The organism is Streptomyces sp. NPDC052299 (assembly GCF_040679335.1).
Classification (GTDB): Bacteria; Actinomycetota; Actinomycetes; order Streptomycetales; family Streptomycetaceae; genus Streptomyces.
Genome location: NZ_JBFAUP010000011.1, coordinates 264,606 through 281,716 on the forward strand (window position 1 = coordinate 264,606; position 17,111 = coordinate 281,716).

17 protein-coding genes are annotated in these 17,111 nt (G+C 72.8%); 2 read left to right on the plus strand and 15 right to left on the minus strand.

The genetic code is table 11. From position 1 onward, the window contains the following. The first annotated feature begins 48 nt into the window (after positions 1-48). Positions 49-468 carry an ATP-binding protein gene (locus AB0L33_RS20855; RefSeq protein ID WP_365683467.1) on the plus strand — a complete coding sequence of 140 codons (420 nt, stop codon included), beginning with the start codon at positions 49-51 and terminating at the stop codon, positions 466-468. Here the strand turns inward: AB0L33_RS20855 and AB0L33_RS20860 are convergent. The 5 genes from AB0L33_RS20860 to AB0L33_RS20880 all read right to left on the minus strand — a co-directional run bounded on the left by AB0L33_RS20860 (position 465) and on the right by AB0L33_RS20880 (position 8,540). Then, positions 465-1,886 (minus strand): amino acid permease, encoded by a 1,422-nt coding sequence (locus AB0L33_RS20860; RefSeq protein ID WP_365683469.1) that lies wholly within the window; start codon positions 1,884-1,886, stop codon positions 465-467. The genes AB0L33_RS20855 and AB0L33_RS20860 overlap by 4 nt on opposite strands. Before the next feature lie 182 nt (positions 1,887-2,068). After that, entirely contained in the window at positions 2,069-3,070 is a 1,002-nt protein-coding gene (gene argF / locus AB0L33_RS20865) for an ornithine carbamoyltransferase (protein WP_365683471.1), read from the minus strand. A 116-nt stretch (positions 3,071-3,186) separates the two neighbouring features. Continuing rightward, positions 3,187-4,419: an arginine deiminase gene (locus tag AB0L33_RS20870; protein WP_365683473.1), complete on the minus strand. Its 1,233-nt coding sequence runs from the start codon at positions 4,417-4,419 to the stop codon at positions 3,187-3,189. Between the two features lie 78 nt (positions 4,420-4,497). Continuing rightward, positions 4,498-7,065, minus strand: a complete 2,568-nt coding sequence (locus AB0L33_RS20875) for a polynucleotide kinase-phosphatase (RefSeq protein WP_365683475.1) — start codon at positions 7,063-7,065, stop codon at positions 4,498-4,500. Then, entirely contained in the window at positions 7,062-8,540 is a 1,479-nt protein-coding gene (locus AB0L33_RS20880; RefSeq protein WP_365683477.1) for a 3' terminal RNA ribose 2'-O-methyltransferase Hen1, read from the minus strand. Before AB0L33_RS20880 ends, AB0L33_RS20875 begins: the two co-directional genes overlap by 4 nt. 81 nt (positions 8,541-8,621) lie before the next feature. Here AB0L33_RS20880 and AB0L33_RS20885 point away from each other — a divergent pair, with 81 nt between their 5' ends. After that, positions 8,622-9,476, plus strand: coding sequence for a chromosome condensation regulator (locus tag AB0L33_RS20885; RefSeq protein ID WP_365683479.1), 855 nt, complete (start codon positions 8,622-8,624; stop codon positions 9,474-9,476). 63 nt (positions 9,477-9,539) lie between these two features. Here the strand turns inward: AB0L33_RS20885 and mmuM are convergent, their stop codons facing one another. The 10 genes from mmuM to AB0L33_RS20935 all read right to left on the minus strand — a co-directional run bounded on the left by mmuM (position 9,540) and on the right by AB0L33_RS20935 (position 17,057). Beyond that, complete coding sequence (gene mmuM / locus AB0L33_RS20890) at positions 9,540-10,484, minus strand: homocysteine S-methyltransferase (protein ID WP_365683482.1); 945 nt, start codon at positions 10,482-10,484, stop codon at positions 9,540-9,542. Positions 10,485-10,497: 13 nt separating this feature from the next. Continuing rightward, complete coding sequence (locus AB0L33_RS20895) at positions 10,498-11,421, minus strand: LLM class F420-dependent oxidoreductase (RefSeq protein ID WP_365683484.1); 924 nt, start codon at positions 11,419-11,421, stop codon at positions 10,498-10,500. 96 nt (positions 11,422-11,517) lie between these two features. Then, positions 11,518-12,054 carry a DUF6099 family protein gene (locus tag AB0L33_RS20900; RefSeq protein WP_365683486.1) on the minus strand — a complete coding sequence of 179 codons (537 nt, stop codon included), beginning with the start codon at positions 12,052-12,054 and terminating at the stop codon, positions 11,518-11,520. A gap of 146 nt (positions 12,055-12,200) precedes the next feature. Then, entirely contained in the window at positions 12,201-12,560 is a 360-nt protein-coding gene (locus AB0L33_RS20905) for a nucleotide pyrophosphohydrolase (RefSeq protein ID WP_365683488.1), read from the minus strand. 9 nt (positions 12,561-12,569) lie between these two features. Continuing rightward, on the minus strand, positions 12,570-12,968 hold the full coding sequence (locus AB0L33_RS20910; protein ID WP_365683490.1) for a cell division protein SepF: 399 nt from the start codon (positions 12,966-12,968) through the stop codon (positions 12,570-12,572). 104 nt (positions 12,969-13,072) lie between these two features. Next, on the minus strand, positions 13,073-14,344 hold the full coding sequence (locus AB0L33_RS20915; RefSeq protein ID WP_365683492.1) for a cytochrome P450: 1,272 nt from the start codon (positions 14,342-14,344) through the stop codon (positions 13,073-13,075). After that, positions 14,341-14,955, minus strand: a complete 615-nt coding sequence (locus tag AB0L33_RS20920; protein ID WP_365683494.1) for an ATP/GTP-binding protein — start codon at positions 14,953-14,955, stop codon at positions 14,341-14,343. The genes AB0L33_RS20915 and AB0L33_RS20920 overlap by 4 nt, the downstream gene beginning before the upstream one ends. Continuing rightward, a complete protein-coding gene (locus AB0L33_RS20925; RefSeq protein ID WP_365683496.1) occupies positions 14,933-15,286 on the minus strand; it encodes a DUF742 domain-containing protein in 354 nt (117 codons plus the stop codon). The genes AB0L33_RS20920 and AB0L33_RS20925 overlap by 23 nt, the downstream gene beginning before the upstream one ends. Continuing rightward, the gene (locus tag AB0L33_RS20930; protein WP_073966247.1) at positions 15,283-15,708 is read right to left on the minus strand and encodes a roadblock/LC7 domain-containing protein; all 426 of its coding nucleotides are present in this window, start codon (positions 15,706-15,708) and stop codon (positions 15,283-15,285) included. Before AB0L33_RS20930 ends, AB0L33_RS20925 begins: the two co-directional genes overlap by 4 nt. After that, positions 15,705-17,057 carry an ATP-binding protein gene (locus AB0L33_RS20935; protein WP_365683498.1) on the minus strand — a complete coding sequence of 451 codons (1,353 nt, stop codon included), beginning with the start codon at positions 17,055-17,057 and terminating at the stop codon, positions 15,705-15,707. Before AB0L33_RS20935 ends, AB0L33_RS20930 begins: the two co-directional genes overlap by 4 nt. Positions 17,058-17,111: the final 54 nt, after the last annotated feature.

Below are 17,111 nucleotides of genomic sequence, written 5' to 3' on the forward strand. Positions count from 1 at the left end.
GGAACCGTCTGAGCCCAGGACCCCCGCGCTCACCCGAACGGACATCTCGTGCCCCCCGACGGACCGCCACCCCCCTCCTGGCGCATTTCCCTGCCGCACTCCACCGCCGCCGTGCCGATCGCCCGTGCGCTGATCCGCTCGGTGCTGACGGACATCGACGCCCCGGCCGACAGCGACACCGCCGAACTGCTGACCGCCGAGCTGGTCGCGAACGCGGTGGAGCACACCCCGGGCGACGACCCCATAGAGCTGGTGGTCGAGCTGCTCGCGGCCGGCTGCCAGGTGGAGGTGCACGACGGCGACCCGGCACCGCCCGGCGATCTGTCCCGCCCGGAGCCCGACGACGTGCCGGACCCGTGGCAGGAGCACGGCCGGGGGCTGCTGCTGATCCGCACGCTCAGCTCGTCCTGCGGCCATCGCCCGACCGAGCGCGGCAAGGCGGTCTGGTTCCGGCTGCCGCCCGTCTAGACGGGGTCCGCCAGCCGCGAGCGGCGGTGCCCGTAGACCGCGTACACGAGGGCGCCGGCCGCGAGGAACACGGCGAACTGCACCCAGGTCGTCCAGCCCGTGCCGTACATCAGGTAGACGCAGAAGCCGATGCCGGCGAGCGGGCTCAGCGGGTAGAGCGGGACCCGGAAGGAACCGCGCACCTCGGGGTTGCGGCGGCGCAGCACGAGGACGGCCGCGTTGACGGCGACCATGGTGGCGAGCGTGCCGATGGTCGTCAGGTTCACCACCATGTCGAGCGAGGAGAAGGCCGCCGGGACCGCGAAGACGACGGCGACGATCCAGGTGTTGGCGACCGGGGTCGCGGTGCGCGGCGAGACCCGCTCGAAGACCCTCGGGACGAGGCCGTCGCGGGACATCGACATCAGGATGCGGGTCTGCCCGTACATCACCGCGAGGACCACCGAGGCGATGGCGACGACGGCGCCGAAGGCGATGACGCCGCCGCCCACGGACGAGCCGGTGACCTGGTCCACGATCAGCGAGAGCGCGGCGGGCTTGTCGGCGACGGCGTCCGGGCCGAGCGCGCCGATCGCGGCGAGGGCGACCGCGCAGTAGAGCAGCGTGACCAGGCCGATGCAGATCATGATGGCGAGCGGGATGTTGCGCCGGGGGTTCTTGACCTCCTCCCCCGCCGTGGTGATCGCGTCGAAGCCGATGTACGAGAAGAACGCCAGCGACGCGCCCGCCGTGACGCCGCCCGCGCCATGGGTGGCGAACGGGGCGAGGTTGCCGCGCTCGAACGCGGTGAAGGCGATGACGCAGAACAGGGCCAGGACGACCAGCTTGAGGACGGCCATGGCAGCGGTGGCGGTCGCGCTCTCGCGCACGCCGCGCACCAGCAGCGTCGCGGCCATCATGACCACGATCACGGCGGGCAGGTTGATGGCGCCGCCGTCGGCCGGTCCGGCGGAGAGCGCGGCGGGCAGCTGGTGGCCGAAGAGGCTGTCGAGGAGTTCGTTGACGTACTGGCTCCAGCCGACCGCGACGGCGGAGACCGAGACGCCGTACTCCAGGAGCAGGCACCAGCCGACGAGGAAGGCGAGGCGTTCGCCGAGCGTGGCGTAGGCGAAGGAGTACGAGCTGCCGGAGACGGGGATCGCGCTGCCCAGCTCGGCGAACGAGAACGCCGTGAAGACGCAGGTGACGGCGGCGAGGACGAAGGAGACCACGACGGCGGGCCCGGCCTCCGCCACGCTGTCGGACAGGCCCACGAAGATGCCGGTCCCGACGACCGCGCCGACCCCGAAGCACACCAGCTGGAACAGGCCCATGGTCCGCTTGAGGCCGTGCCCCTCCAGGTCGGCGCCCGATTCGGCGATCAGCCGGTGCGGGTCCTTGACGCGGTGCGGGGGGCCGGGGAGGCGCAGAGGGCTCACGGCGGTGTCTCATTTCCGGTGGTACGCGTGGGGGGAGGCGCGTGTCGGGCAGTGGGGGCCGTCGCGCGCACGAAAAGGGGGTTCGAGCGTGCGAGCTCGAACCCCACCAATCGGCACCATCATAGACACCTGTCCGCATATTCACCCAATTGGATGCATGAACATGCGGGGCCGTCGGGCTGTCAGCCCGCCATCGTCGCCACGAGGACGGCCTTGATCGTGTGCATGCGGTTCTCCGCCTCGTCGAAGACGACGGAGTGCTCCGACTCGAACACCTCGTCGGTGACCTCCAGCTCGCTCAGCCCGTGCCGCTCGTGGATCTCGCGCGCCACCCCGGTGCCGAGGTCGTGGTACGCGGGCAGGCAGTGCATGAACTTCACCCCGGCGTTCCCGGTGGCCCGCAGGACGTCCATCGTGACGGCGTACGGCACGAGGGCGGCGATGCGGGCGTCCCAGACCTCCTTGGGCTCGCCCATCGAGACCCAGACGTCGGTGGCGACGAAGTCCGCGCCGCGCACCCCCTCGGCCACGTCCTCGGTGAGCGTGACCCGCGCACCGGACTTCTCGGCGAGCGCGCGGGCCTCGGCGACGACCGTCTCGGCGGGCCAGTACGCCTTGGGCGCGACGATGCGCACGTCCATGCCGAGCAGGGCGCCGGTGACCAGGTAGGAGTTGCCCATGTTGAAGCGGGCGTCGCCGAGGTAGGCGAAGGCGATCTCCTCCAGCGGCTTGGCGCTGTGCTCGGTCATCGTCAGCACGTCGGCGAGCATCTGGGTCGGGTGCCAGTCGTCGGTCAGCCCGTTGAAGACCGGCACCCCGGCGTACGCGGCCAGCTCCTCGACGGCAGCCTGGCTGTCGCCCCGGTACTCGATCCCGTCGAACATCCGGCCGAGGACGCGCGCGGTGTCCTTGACGGACTCCTTGTGCCCCATCTGGGAGCCGGAGGGGTCGAGATACGTGGTCGAGGCGCCCTGGTCGGCGGCGGCCACCTCGAACGCGCACCGGGTGCGGGTCGACGTCTTCTCGAAGATCAGCGCGATGTTCCGGCCGCGCAGTCGCCGCACCTCCGTGCCCGACTTCTTGGCGGCCTTGAGCTCCGCGGCCAGCTCGATCAGACCGCGGAATTCCGCGGCCGTGAAGTCCAGCTCCTTGAGGAAGTGGCGGCCTGCGAGGTCTATGGCCATGGTGACTGCTCCTGGGTCGGACGGGGGGACGCATACCGTAACGCTGGAACTCTATACGATGCAATGCATCGCTATACAGAGCCGTCTCGTGGTACGGATGGCCCCCTCGCCGCGCGTCACACCGCGTCCCGGACCACCGGGCAGCTCATGCAGCGCGGACCGCCCCGGCCCCGGCCCAGCTCGCTGCCCCGGATCTCGATGACCTCGATGCCCTGGCGGCGCAGATGCGTGTTGGTGGTCGCGTTGCGCTCGTACGCGACGACGACGCCCGGTTCGACGGCGAGCACGTTGCAGCCGTCGTCCCACTGCTCCCGCTCGGCCGCGTGCACGTCCTGGGTGGCGGTGAGCACCCGGATCGAGCCGAGACCGAGCGCCCGCGCGATCGCGGTGTGCATCTGCTCGGGCGGGTGGTCGGTGACCTTGAGGTCGCGCGGCCCGTCGCCGGGCTCGATCGTGTACGAACGGAGCATGCCGAGGCCCGCGTACTTGGTGAAGGTGTCCCCGTCGACCATGGTCATCACGGTGTCCAGGTGCATGAACGCCCGGCTCTTGGGCATGTCCAGCGCCACGATGGTCCGGGCCGAGCCCGCGTCGAAGAGCCCCCGGGCCAGCATCTCGACGGCCTGGGGGGTGGTGCGCTCGCTCATCCCGATGAGCACGGCGCCGTTGCCGATGACGAGGACGTCGCCGCCCTCGATGGTGGAGGGGTAGTCGTCCTGCCCCTCGGACCAGTGGTGGAAGGCGCCCGCCTCCGGCCCGGTGAACAGCGGGTGGTGCCGGTAGATCGCCTCGAAGTGGACCGTCTCGCGCTGCCGGGCCGGCCAGCGCATGGCGTTGATCGAGACGCCGTCGTAGATCCAGGCCGAGGTGTCCCGGGTGAAGAGGTGGTTGGGGAGCGGCCCGAGCAGGAAGTCGTCCAGGTCCATGACGTGGAAGCGCACGGAGACCGGCTCCTTGTGCCGTTCCAGGAACTCCCGCTTGGTCATCCCGCCGACCAGCGCCTCGCACAGCTCGGCCGCGGTCAACTCCTCGAAGGCGGCCCGCAGATGCTCGGTGGCGAGCGGACCGTACTCCTTCTCGGCGAAGACCCGGTCCAGCACGAGGCGCCGGGCGACCGGAATCTCCAGCGCCTCGCGGAGCAGGTCGCCGAAGAGGTGCACCTCGACGCCCCGGTCGCGCAGCACGTCCGCGAAACCGTCGTGCTCCTGGCGCGCCCGGCGCACCCAGAGCACGTCGTCGAAGAGGAGCGCGTCCTTGTTGCTCGGCGTGAGCCGTTTCAGTTCCAGATCGGGGCGGTGCAGGATGACGCGGCGCAGCCGCCCGGCCTCGGAGTCGACGTGGAATCCCATGCCCACATCCTCACCGCGCGGCGCGCCGTTCACCCGGCGAATCGCCAGCCTGTTCTCCCGGCCCGCCCCGACGCGCCCTCAGAGCCGGGGGTCCACCGGCTCCGACTCCAACGCCAGGACGGCGAAGACGGCTTCGTGGACCCGCCACAGCGGCTCCCCGTCCGCGAGCCGGTCCAGGGCCTCCAGGCCGAGGGCGTACTCGCGCAGGGCCAGCGAGCGCTTGTGGCCGAGGAAACGGCCGCGCAGCCGGTCCAGGTTGTCCGGGCGGGTGTACTCGGGGCCGTAGATGATCCGCAGGTACTCCCGGCCGCGCACCTTGATGCCGGGCTGCACCAGGCGGCCCCTGTCGTCCCGGACGAGCGCGCCGAGCGGCTTGACGACCATGCCCTCGCCGCCCCGGCCGGTCATCTCCAGCCACCAGTCGGTGCCCGCGCGGACGGACGCCTCGTCGGCGGTGTCCACGACGAGCCGCCGGGTGACCTGGAGCAGCCCGGTGGGGTCGTGCTCGACCAGCCGGTCCAGCCAGGCCAGCTGCTCGTCGTGCGGTACGGAGGCGAGGGAGCGGCCCTGCACGGCGAGGACCTGGAACGGCGCGAGGCGCACGCCGTCCAGCCCGTCGGTGCCCCAGCAGTAGCGCCGGTACGCCTCCGTGAACGCGGCGGCGTCCTCGGCCCGCTCCCGCTGCCGGTCCGCGAGCGCGCCCACGTCGACACCGCGCGCGGCGGCCGCCGCGAGGGCCCCGGTGGCGGCGGGGAACACCGCGCCGGAGGCGGCGCCCACGGCCGCGTACTGCGAGCGGAGCAGGCCGCGCGCCTTCAGCGACCAGGGCATCAGCTCGGCGTCGAGCAGCACCCAGTCGGTGCCCCACTCGTCCCAGAGCCCGGCCGCGGTCACGGCCGCGCGCAGCCGCCCGAGCACCGTCTCGGTGAGCGCGGAGTCGTCCAGGAACGGGCGGCCGGTGCGGGTGTACAGCGCGCCGGTGGGCCCGCCGTCCCCGGTGCCGAAGCGTTCCCCGGCCGCTGCGGCGTCCTTGCAGACCAGGGCCACGGCGCGGGAGCCCATGTGCTTCTCCTCGCACACCACCTTCGCGACTCCGGCCGCCCGGTACTCGCCGAACGCCTCGGCCGGGTGCTCCAGATAGCCGTCCTCGCGCGAGGTGGCGGTGGGTGCCATGGTCGGCGGCAGGTAGGGCAGCAGCCGGGGGTCGACCGCGAACCGGCTCATGACCTCCAGGGCGGCGGCCGCGTTCTCCTCGCGGACGGCGAGGCGGCCCATGTGCCGGGTCTCCACGGTCCGGCGGCCCTGCACGTCGTCCAGGTCCAGCGGCCTGCCTTCACGGCCCCCGGGCGCCTCCGTCTCCAGCGGCTTCACCGGCTCGTACCAGACCTGCTCGGCCGGTACGTCGACGAGCTCGCGTTCGGGCCAGCGCAGCGCGGTCATCTTCCCGCCGAAGACGGCACCGGTGTCCAGGCAGATGGTGTTGTTGATCCACGAGGTGTTGGGCACGGGCGTGTGGCCGTAGACCACGGCGGCGCGGCCCCGGTAGTCCTCGGCCCACGGGTAGCGCACGGGCAGCCCGAACTCGTCGGTCTCGCCGGTGGTCTCCCCGTACAGGGCGTGCGAGCGGACCCGGCCGGAGGTGCGGCCGTGGTACTTCTCGGGCAGCCCGGCGTGGCAGACGACGAGGCGTCCGCCGTCCAGCACGTAGTGGCTGACGAGCCCGTCGATGAACGCGCCGACCCGCTTGCGGAAGTCGGGGTCCTTCGCGTCCTCCCGATCCAGCTGCTCGACGGTCTCGGCGAGGCCGTGGGTGAGCTGGACCTTGCGGCCCTTGAGGTAGCGGCCGAGCTTGTTCTCGTGGTTGCCGGGGACGCACAGCGCGTTGCCGTCGGCCACCATCGACATCACGCGGCGCAGGACGCCGGGGCTGTCGGGGCCGCGGTCGACGAGGTCGCCGACGAAGACCGCGGTGCGGCCCTCGGGGTGGGCGCCGTCCACGTAACCCAGCTTGCCGAGGAGGGTGTCCAGCTCGGAGCGGCAGCCGTGGATGTCGCCGATGATGTCGAACGGCCCTGTGAGGTGCCGCAGGTCGTTGTAGCGGCGCTCCAGGACCACTTCGGCCCGCTCGACCTCGTCCTCGGAGCGCAGGACGTGCACCTTGCGGAAGCCCTCGCGCTCCAGGCCGCGCAGGGAGCGGCGCAGCTCGCGGTGGTGGCGCTGGATGACGTGGCGGGGCATGTCGGCGCGGTCCGGGCGGGCCGCGTTGCGGGCGAGGCAGACCTCTTCGGGCAGGTCGAGCACGATGGCGATGGGCAGCACGTCGTGCTCCCGGGCCACGCGTACGAGCTGGCGCCGGGCCTCGGGCTGCACGTTCGTGGCGTCCACGACGGTCAGCCGGCCCGCGGCGAGGCGCTTGCCCGCGATGTAGTGCAGGACGTCGAAGGCGTCCTTGCTGGCGCTCTGGTCGTTCTCGTCGTCGGCGACGAGACCCCGGCAGAAGTCCGAGGAGATGACCTCGGTCGGCTTGAAGTGCCGCCGCGCGAAGGTGGACTTGCCGGAGCCGCTGGCCCCGACGAGCACGACGAGGGAGAGGTCGGTGACGGGGAGGGTGCGCGGGGCGCTCCCGGTGCCGTTGGTGCTGTTCATGCGGCTTTCGCCTCCTTCTCGGTCTCGTCGGTGGTGGTGCCGGTGGTGAACACGGCCATCTGGGTGGGCGGGCCGACCTCGGGGTCGTCCGGGCCGATGGGCACGTACTCCACGCCGTACCCGTGCCGTGCGGCCACCGCCTCGGCCCAGGACCGGAATTCGGCCCGGGTCCACTCGAAGCGGTGGTCGCCGTGGCGGGTGTGGCCGGCCGGAAGGGTCTCCCAGCGGACGTTGTACTCGACGTTGGGCGTGGTCACGAGGACCGTGCGGGGGCGCGCGGAGCCGAACACGGCGAACTCCAGGGCGGGCAGCCGCTCCGGGTCCAGGTGCTCGATGACCTCGCTGAGCACCGCGGCGTCGTATCCCTTGAGCCGCTTGTCCGTGTAGGTCAGGGAGCCCTGGCGCAGCGTCACGCGGGCGGCCTGCCGCTCCCCCATCCGGTCCAGCTTCAGCCGCCGCGAGGCGATCGTCAGGGCGCGCATGGACACGTCGAGGCCGACGATCTCCGTGAAGCGCGGGTCCTTCAGCAGCGCCTGCACCAACTGCCCCTGTCCGCAGCCCAGGTCGAGCACCCGGGCGGCCCCGGCCGCGGTGAGCGCGGCCAGGATCGCGTCGCGGCGGTGGACGGCCAGCGGCACCGGGCGCTCCTCGGTGTCGGAGCTCTCGTCCACGGCGTTGTCGACGCTCTCGACGTCGAGGTCGTCCGCCTCGGCGAGCCGCACCAGTTCCAGCCGCTCCATCGCCTGCCGGGTGAGGCCCCAGCGCCGCGCCAGATACCGGCTGGTGATCAGCTTGTGCTCGGGGTGCTCCGCCAGCCACCCCTCGCCCGCGCGCAGCAGCTTGTCCACCTCGTCGGGCGCCACCCAGTAGTGCTTGGCGTCGTCGAGGACCGGCAGCAGCACGTACAGCTGGCGCAGCGCGTCGGCGAGCCGCAGCTCGCCTTCGAGCACCAGCCGTACGTACCGCGAGTCGCCCCACTCCGGGAACGTCTCGTCCAGCGGGACGGCCTCCGCCTCCACCCGCGTCCATCCGAGCGGACCGAAGAGCTTGCGCACCAGCTCGGCACCACCACGGGCCGGCAGGGCGGGCACTTCGATCCGCAGCTCCATGGGGGCCCCCGCCCGCTCGGGCATCGCCTTGCAGGCCCCGCTCAGCGCGGACTTGAAGACGGTGCTCATCGCGACGGACAGCAGCGAGGATGCCGCGTAGGGGCGGTCGTTGACGTACTGCGCGAGTGCCGCGTCGGGCGCCCCGCCCCGGCCCTTGCCCTTCCCCTTGCGCACCAGGGCGACGGGATCGACCTCCAGCAGCAGGGCAGCCGTGCAGCGCTCCGCGGACGCCTCGGGATAGAAGACGTGCGCGGTGCCGTGGGAGGTGGAGAACGCCTGCGCCCGCCCGGGATGCTTGTGCAGCAGAAACCCGAGGTCGGTGGCGGGACGTTCCGGGGAGCCGGTCGTACTGATCGTCAGGAACACGCGTTTGAGTATGATCCGCCCGCCCTTCCCCCACCAGGCAATTTCCGTAGGCCACCACAAGTGCTCCCCCCAGGAGGCGTCATGCTCATCCGCCCGTCGGTGCTGGCCGCCGCGAGGCGTCACTCGGTCGGCCTGCGCCGAGACGGCACCGTGCTCGCCGTCGGCAGCGGGCCCGCGGCCGCCGAGTGCCGTGTCGAGCGGTGGGACGGTGCGGTCTCGGTGGCGGCGGGCAACGTCCACACCGCGCGGAACACGGGCAGGTCCCATACGGTGGCGCTCCGTTCGGACGGCACGGTGCTGGCGACGGGGTGGGACGGCGACGGGCAGTGCGCCGTCTCCGGCTGGCGAGGCGTCACAGCCGTGGCCGCGGGCTGGCGCCGCACGCTCGGACTGCGCGCCGACGGCCGCGTACTGGCGACGGGACGAGGCGCGGAAGGACAGTGCGACGTAGGACACTGGCGCGAGGTGGTCGCCCTCTCGTGCGGTGACTGGCACTCGGTCGGCGTCCGGGCGGACGGTTCCGCGGTGGCTACGGGGAACAACCGGCGCGGGCAGTGCGCCGTGGCGGAATGGCGCGGCCTGGCCGACGTCTCGGCCGGGTATCTCCACACCGTCGGCCTCCGGGCCGACGGGCGCGCCGTGGCCACCGGCGACCGGGCGACCGGGGCATGCGCGGTCGATGCGTGGGAGGACGTGGTGGCGCTGGACGCGGGCAGCTACCACACCGTCGGGGTCACGGCGTCCGGACGGGTCATCGCCGCGGGCGACAACCGGCACGGGCAGTGCGAGGTCGGCGGCTGGCGCGACGTCGTCGCCGTGGCGGCGGGCTCGACGCACACGCTCGGCCTTCGCGCCGACGGCACGGTCGTCAGCACGGGGAACAACGCGGACGGGCAGTGCGAGGTCGCCGCCTGGTCCGGCATCCACCTGCCGTGATCCCACGGACCGCGTCCCCTGACGTCGACGCCGAGCGGCACCCCCGCACGGGCCCACGCGGTGTCACCCCGCCCCGGCTCCCCCCGAGGGGTCGCCGGGCGCGCCCCGTCGCGCGGCCGCCAGCTCCGCGATCGCCTCCGGGCCCACCCGGCAGCAGCCGCCGACCAGCCTGGCGCCCGCCTGCTGCCAGGACGCCGCCCGGTCCGGGGTGAACGTCGCCGTCCCGGTCCAGCCACCGTCCCCCGCGTCCCAGCGCTCGCCGCTGTTCGGGTAGACCACGGCGGGCTTCCCGGTCACCGCGACCGCCGTCCGCGCGGCGGCTTCCGCCTCGGCCGGGTCGCAGCAGTTGACGCCTGCCGCGATCACCTCGTCGTGCCCCCGGGCCAGGGCGAACGCCTCGTCCAGTGGCTGCCCGGCCCTGGTCCGGCCCCCGGCCACGGTGTAGGAGAGCCACACCGGCAGCCCGTACTCCCCCGCCAGCCGCAGCAGCGCCCGCGCCTCGTCCATGTCCGGCACCGTCTCCAGGGCCAGCGCGTCCGGCCCGGCGGCGGCCAGCGCCTCGATCCGGGGGCGGTGGAAGCGCTGCAGCTCCCGGACGGTGAGCCCGTAGCGGCCCCGGTACTCCGCGCCGTCCGCCGTCACCGCCCCGTACGGGCCGACCGAGGCCGCGACCCAGACGTCCCGGTCCACCGTGCCGGCCGCCCGGCGGGCCAGCTCCACGCTGCGGGCGAAGAGGCGTGTCGCCTGATCCCACCCGATTCCGCGCCGCTCGAACCCCTCGTGGCTCGCCTGATAACTGGCCGTGATGAGCACCTGGGCCCCGGCCCGCACGTAGGCCGTGTGGGCGGCCTCGATCTGTCCGGGTCCGTCGGCGAGCAGCCGGGCGGACCACAGCGCGTCGGACAGATCGCAGCCCTGAGCCTCCAGCTGATTGGAGAGCCCGCCGTCGAGGACGAGCGTGCCCTCGGCCAGCGCGTCGGCCAGCGGACGGCTGGGCCCAGGTGTCATCGCGTCCCCCTGCTCAGCCCAGCTGGGACTGGACCTCGGAGGCAATCAGCTCCAAGTGGTCCAGGTCGTCCAGGTCGAGGACCTGGAGGTAGATCCGCGACGCCCCGATCGCCGCGAAGCGCCCGATCTTGTCGACCACCTCGGCGGGCGAGCCGGCGAGCCCGTTGGCCTTCAGCTCGGCCACCTCCCGGCCGATGACGGCCGCCCGGCGCGCGACCTCCGCGTCGTCCCGGCCGACGCAGACGACCAGGGCGTTGGAGTACACCAGGTCGTCGGGCTTGCGGCCCGCCGCCTCGGCCGCCTCCCGGACCCGGCCGAACTGCTTCTCGCTGTCCTCCAGCGAGGCGAACGGGATGTTGAACTCGTCCGCGTACTGCGCGGCGAGGCGCGGGGTGCGCTTCGCGCCGTGCCCGCCGATGAGCACCGGCACCTTGGCCTGCGCCGGCTTGGGCAGCGCGGGCGAGTCCGTCAGCTGGTAGTACGTGCCGTCATAGCTGAACGTCTTGCCGACCTCGGTCGCCCACAGCCCCGTGACGATCGCGAGCTGTTCTTCGAGACGGCCGAACTTCTCCTTCGGGAACGGAATGCCGTACGCCTTGTGCTCCTCCTCGAACCAGCCGGCTCCCAGGCCCAGTTCGATCCGGCCGCCCGACATCTGATCCACCTGGGCGACCTGGATGGCCAGGACTCCGGGGAGCCGGAAGGTGCCCGCCGTCATCAGCGTGCCCAGACGGATGCGCTTGGTCTCGCGGGCCAGCCCGGCCAGCGTGATCCAGGCGTCCGTCGGCCCGGGCAGGCCGTCGCCCTGCCCCATGCGCAGATAGTGGTCGGACCGGTAGAAGGCGTCGAAGCCGAGGTCCTCGGTGGCCTTGGCGACGGTGAGGAGGGTGTCGTAGCTCGCCCCCTGCTGGGGCTCGGTGAAGATGCGAAGATCCATGCCTCCATCCTGCACCCGCGCGCGCCGCTCGCCCATCTCCGGGGCGACGTCCTCGGGGAGTCGCCGTCCCGGAGCGCGCATCGGAGGGCATTCCGCTCACTGAATACCGGTCACGGGGCCCACCGGGCCGTGCAGCACCCCGTGCGGGCCGTCCCGCTCCCGGCCGCGCTCCAGGTCCTCGCGCCTCTCGCGCTCCCGCTCGTCCAGGAGCCGGAGCATGGAGCGGACCCGGTCCGTCGACTCGTCGGCGGCGTCGATCGCCTCCATGCACTGCCAGTACAGGCCCTGCTCATCGGTCTCGCAGGCCACACCGACCAGGGCTATGCCCACCTCCCCGAGCAGCACGGCCAGGCCCGTCAGGGCCTCGCGTGGATCGGCGACCTCGGTCAGCCGCGCCGCGCGGGCCACCCCGGCGCGGGCCGCCGGGTGGTCGAGCGCGCCGCCGGTCCTGCCCCCGATCTCGCTGAGGGCACTCGCCTCGGCCCGCAGCTCCTTGGGACCGTCCGCCGCCAGCCGGCTGCCGACCGCCTGGGCCAGCGCCTGGGCCTGCCACGCCTCGGCGATGATGTCGGGTGTGCCCCGGCTCTGCGCCAGCGCCTGCCTGATGACCGCTACCAGCCGTTCCGCTTCCATCGACTGCCCCCGTTCGACGCGAAATCCCACTCGTCGCTGCGGAAAACCCGCTCACCACGTTCATTACCCACAGTGAGGTCGGTCGCACCGAAACGCCAGAGGATTTCGGAAATCTGTGGACACTCAATCGAATGTGGACAAGTCGATCACTCCGAAGAGTGACGATCTTGGTTGCCTGCTGATCCCGCGACCGGAAAGCGCGACTCATTCCGTTCGATCTTGGCCGCGAGCGCCGCGAGGACGTCGATCCCCACCACCTCGCAGAACTGGAGGAGATACGCGAGCACGTCCGCGACCTCGTCCGCCACGCGGGGCGCCCGCTCGGCGTCCTCCATGACTCGCGCCGACTGCTCGGGCGTCAGCCACTGGAAGATCTCCAGGAGTTCGGCGGCCTCCACGCTCAGCGCCGAGGCCAGGTTCTTCGGGTTGTGGTACGGCCCCCAGTCCCGCGCGTCCGCGAAGGCGGCCAGGCGCCGCTGGAGGGTTCGTACGTCGAGTTCCGTCACCGGCTGTCCCTACGCCCCCGGCACCCCGGCCGCCGTGACGCCCTCGACCTCCATGCCGGCGGGCGAGAGCAGGAAGACGTTGCGGTCCACCCGGTGCATGCCGCTGCCGAGCCCGAAGACGACACCGCTGGCGAAGTCCAGGATGCGCTTGGCCACATCGGCCTCCGCGCCGGTCAGGTCGAGCAGCACCGGCACCTGGGCGACCAGGTACTCCGCGACCTCGCGGGCGTCGGCGAAGACCTGGACCCGCAGCACGACCATGCGGCGCTGCTCGGCGGGCTCCGGATCGTCCTGGACCGAGCGGTGGTCGACCCGGGAGGGCCACTCGTTCCGGCTGCGCAGCGGTACGACCTGGGCCAGCCCCTCCCACTGCTCGTCCGTCACGTCGTACCTGTCGTACCTGCTCACCGGACCACCCCGTCCGCACGTCGGTCGGCGTTGCGCCGGCTGCGCTCACTGTTCATCGGGCGATTGTCCCCTCCCTCACCCGTTCGGCCTACGAGCGACACGGTTCAGGACTCAATCGCCGCCGAAAGCACCTCCGACGGGTCCGCGACCGTGATGGCGCCGCTCGGCGCGGTGGTGGTGTCCAGCGGGGTGAAGCGGATCGGGAGGTGTGCCAGTGCGCGGTGGAACGGGCCGGGGCGCCACAGCAGTTCCTCCGGCGCCACGGCGAGCCGCGCGTCGCACAGGAGGCTGGTGAGCTGTTCGATCGCGGTCGTCGCGATGAGCAGGGCCGGCTGTTTGGCGGGGCAGCGGTGGGGCCCCGCCGACCAGGCGAGATGGGCGCTGGCCCCGGACCGGAGGCCGTCGTCGGAGACGGGCGGCGCGGACTGGGAGTTGGCGGCGGCGTAGGAGACCAGGACGAGCTGTCCCGCGCGCAGCCGGACGCCGTGGAACTCGGTGTCGTGGCGCGGGTAGTGGGCCGCCAGGTTGGCGAGCGGCGGGTCGCGCCACAGCACCTCGTTGATCGCCTCGTGGGCGGTCATCGCGCCGCCGTGCAGCGAACCCGCGTAGCGTTCGTCGGTGAGCATGTGGAGCGTGGCGTTGCCGATGAGGTTGGTCATCGGGTCGTTGCCCGCACTCATCACCAGGGTGATCTGACGGACCGTCTCGTCGTTGTCGAGACCCGCCGGATGGGCGAGGAAGTACGAGGTCAGGTCGCGGCGCGGCCGGGCGCGGCGGTCGGCGACGAGGCGGGTGACGACGTCCACCAGGTCGGCGTACGCGGCGGCGGCGTCGGCGGCCGAGTTCATCATCCCGGCGACGCCGTCCACGATGCGTTCGCCGTCCTCGGGGTCGGCGCCGAACCAGGTGACGAAGATGTGCATGGGGAGACGGCGGGCGTACTGGGCGATGAGGTCGCCGCTGCCGGTGGCGGCGAACCGGCCGATGAGCTGGCGGGCGACCCGGGCGACCTCGGCGCGCAGGACGTGCGGTTCGATCAGCGCGAGGCTGTCGTTGATGGCCTGGCGGTAGCGGGCGTGCACCGCGCCGTCGCTGAACAGGGCGGTGGGGCGGTGACCGAGCACGGGCAGCACGGGCGAGTCCGGCGGCACCGTCGCCTGCCAGGCGCGGGGGTCCTTGCTGAAGGTGTGGGTGTCGCGGAGCAGGTCGATGGCGGCCTGGTAGTCCGTGACGAGCAGCGCCTCGACGTCGGGGGCGATCCGCACCGGGGCGAGCGGACCGTGCTCGCGCAGGGCGCGGTAGTGGCCCTGCGGGTCGGCCGCGAAGTCCGGGCCGAACAGCGCGAGGGGCTGCGGCGGCGGTGCGTACGTGGTCATGAGGCGTCCTCGGGCTGCGGCATGCGGGTCAGCACGTGTTCGGCGAGTGCGATCAGGGCGTCGATGCTGCCGCGCCGCTCACGCGCGTCGCACTGGACGAGCGGGGTGGAGTCGTCCAGGTCCAGGTGCTTGCGCAGGACCTCGTCACTGTGTGCGGGAGCATCGGGGAAACGGTTCACCGCCACCGCGTACGGCAGTCCCTGCTCCTCGACCATGTCCATCACGGCGAAGGAGTCGGCGAGCCGCCGGGTGTCCACGAGGACGAGCGCGCCGAGGGCACCGCGCGCGATGTCCTCCCACAGCGGCAGGAACCGCTCCTGTCCGGGGGTGCCGAACATGTAGAGGACGAGGTCGTCGGGGACGGTGAGGCGCCCGAAGTCGATGGCGACCGTGGTGGTCGTCTTGTCGGGGAGTCCGGCGGTGGAGTCGACGCGGGTACTGGACTGGGTCATCGCCTCCTCGGTGTGGAGGGTGGCGATCTCCGAGAGGGTGCGGATCAGGGTGGTCTTGCCCACGCCGAAGGGACCCGTGACGACGAGTTTCATCAGGGTCCGGGCGGCGGCCGGCAGATAGCCGACGCCGGTCCGGTCAGGGGAGGGAGCGGAGTCCATCGAGCAGCCTCTCGACAAGCGACCTGTCGATCTGCCCGGCACTGGGTATCGGCGGTCGGGTGAGCAGTAGTCCGGTGGCCGCGAGGTCCGTGGCCAGGAAGACGGTGGCACTGACCGGCAGGTCCAGGTGGGCCGCGCACTCGACGACGGTGAGGGCACCCGGTTCCAGCAGGTCGCAGAGTCTGCGGGCCTGGGTACCGGCGTCGTCGGGCACGGGCACGTCGGTGCGAACGAGGACGGCGAGCCGGTCGAGGGCGGGACCGGCGGGTCGGGACCGGCCGCCGGTGACCAGATAGGCGGGGATGAGACGACGTGCCGGGCCGGGGGTCATGGCCGGGCGGCGGTGTCCGGTTGGCGGGCGGGTGCGTGCATCGCCCGGGTGAGCGCGGTGACCTGGACCTGCATCTGGTAGGCGATGTCGCCCAGTTTGGCGCCGGGTTCGGCGAACAGGGCGAGGGTGGTGTTGCGGCCGGCGGGTACGACGATGGCGAAGCCCAGGTCCGATTCCACCACGGTCTGGGCCAGTTGCGGGGCCTCGGCGTCGGTGAACGCGGTCGTGAAGGCACGGGCGGCGGCGTGCAGGGTGGCGGTCATCGCGGCGACCCGTTCGCCGGAGGCCCGGTCGAGTCCGGGGGACGCGCCTTCGACCAGGCCGTCGCCGGTGGCGACCACGGCGTGCTGGACTCCGGGCAGCTCAAGCAGCGGGGTCAGCACCCATGCGAGGTCGCCTGAGGTGGGGCTGGGGGCGCTCACTTCTCGTCGTCTCCTTGGTCGTCCTGGTGGTCGGGGGCGTCGGTCTCCGGTGCGGGGGGCCGCCCGGTGACGCTCCTGCCGTTGAGGGTGCCCTGCTGGAGGGCCGCCCAGGAAGCCCCTGCCGCCTCCGGAGTTCGGGCCGGCTGGGCGGCGCTCGGCTCGGCGGTCCGGGCGGCGGGCGCCGCGCCGGGTGTGCGGCGTGGCGCCCGGCGGCGCCGGCTCGGCAGTCCGGAGGGCTCGGCGGCGGCCGGTGCGGGGGTTTCCCTCGCGGCCGGGGCCGGCTGGGCGGGGGCGGCCGCCGTCACCGGTGCGGGGGCGAGGGCGGAGAGGTTCCGGTCCTCGTCCAGCACGGTGAGCAGGTGGGCCGGGACGCGCAGGATCGTCCGCATGCCGCCGAACGGGGACGCCTCGATGTGGCACTCGAAGCCGTACTGCACGACGAGCCGGCCGACCACCGCGAAGCCGGTCTGCGGCGGGTCGCCGAGCTCGGTGAGCAGGATCTCGCTGGGCCCGGCGAGCAGGGCGCGGGCCCGTTCGAGGGCGTCCTCGTCCATGCCGATGCCGGCGTCGTCCACGACGAGGAACGCGCCCCGGCCGCCGCTCTGCTGGACCGTGACCTGGACGTCGGTGTCGGGGTGGGAGTACGCGGTGGCGTTGGCGAGGAGTTCGGCCAGGGCGATGGCGAGGGGTTCGGCGGCGCGGGCGGCGAGGGCGAGGCGTTCGTCGCGCAGGTGGTTGGAGACCTTGATCCGCTCGTAGCCGGCGACGCGGGACTGGGCGCCGAGGACGATCTCGACCAGGGGCGAGTTCTGGCGGGCGAGGCCGGGCCAGGCGTCGCACAGGACGGCGGTGGACTGGGTGCGGCGCAGCGCGAGTTCGTTGCGGAAGTCGAGCTGGAGGATGCGCGGGTCGTCGTACTCGTGCTGGAGCTCGTGCAGCAGCTGCTGGGACTGGTTCAGGAGGGACTGGATCTTGGCGGAGGTGCCGCGCATGGCGGCGCGGGCCGCCGCGTCGACGCGTCCGCGCTCTTCGAGGACGGCGGTCCGCGCGGCCTGGACGGCCTCGGTGAGCAGGAGAGCGGCGCCGCCGTCGACCTCGGCCGCCTCGCGCAGTCCGGGGACGGTGGCGCTGGGGTGGGAGAGGGCGAGGGCGGCGGCGGGTATCCGTCGGCGCGCGAGCTGCCGGATCTCGTCCAGGAGGGCGGCGGTGCGGGCCTCGGCCGCCTTGGCCTGGCGCTCGGCGAGTTCGGCGCGGGTGACGGCCTGCTGCTCGGAGAGCCCGGTCCGGTAGGCGCGCGTGAAGCCCACCACCGCCGCGACGACGGCGATCAGTGCGAGGATCCATGCCATGCCGTTACCGCGTTCCTCTCGTCGGGTCGGTCCGCCGGTGCGCGACGGGCGGGA

Bases quoted from the DNA above. Each gene is read 5' to 3' on its own strand.
- AB0L33_RS20885 (WP_365683479.1), top strand. From the start codon at position 8,622: ATGCTCATCCGCCCGTCGGTGCTGGCCGCCGCGAGGCGTCACTCGGTC.
- AB0L33_RS20870 (WP_365683473.1), bottom strand. From the start codon at position 4,419: ATGGGATTCCACGTCGACTCCGAGGCCGGGCGGCTGCGCCGCGTCATC.
- AB0L33_RS20925 (WP_365683496.1), bottom strand. From the start codon at position 15,286: ATGACCCCCGGCCCGGCACGTCGTCTCATCCCCGCCTATCTGGTCACC.
- AB0L33_RS20915 (WP_365683492.1), bottom strand. From the start codon at position 14,344: ATGACCACGTACGCACCGCCGCCGCAGCCCCTCGCGCTGTTCGGCCCG.
- AB0L33_RS20935 (WP_365683498.1), bottom strand. From the start codon at position 17,057: ATGGCATGGATCCTCGCACTGATCGCCGTCGTCGCGGCGGTGGTGGGC.
- AB0L33_RS20875 (WP_365683475.1), bottom strand. From the start codon at position 7,065: ATGAACAGCACCAACGGCACCGGGAGCGCCCCGCGCACCCTCCCCGTC.
- mmuM (WP_365683482.1), bottom strand. From the start codon at position 10,484: ATGACACCTGGGCCCAGCCGTCCGCTGGCCGACGCGCTGGCCGAGGGC.
- AB0L33_RS20920 (WP_365683494.1), bottom strand. From the start codon at position 14,955: ATGGACTCCGCTCCCTCCCCTGACCGGACCGGCGTCGGCTATCTGCCG.
- argF (WP_365683471.1), bottom strand. From the start codon at position 3,070: ATGGCCATAGACCTCGCAGGCCGCCACTTCCTCAAGGAGCTGGACTTC.
- AB0L33_RS20895 (WP_365683484.1), bottom strand. From the start codon at position 11,421: ATGGATCTTCGCATCTTCACCGAGCCCCAGCAGGGGGCGAGCTACGAC.
- AB0L33_RS20900 (WP_365683486.1), bottom strand. From the start codon at position 12,054: ATGGAAGCGGAACGGCTGGTAGCGGTCATCAGGCAGGCGCTGGCGCAG.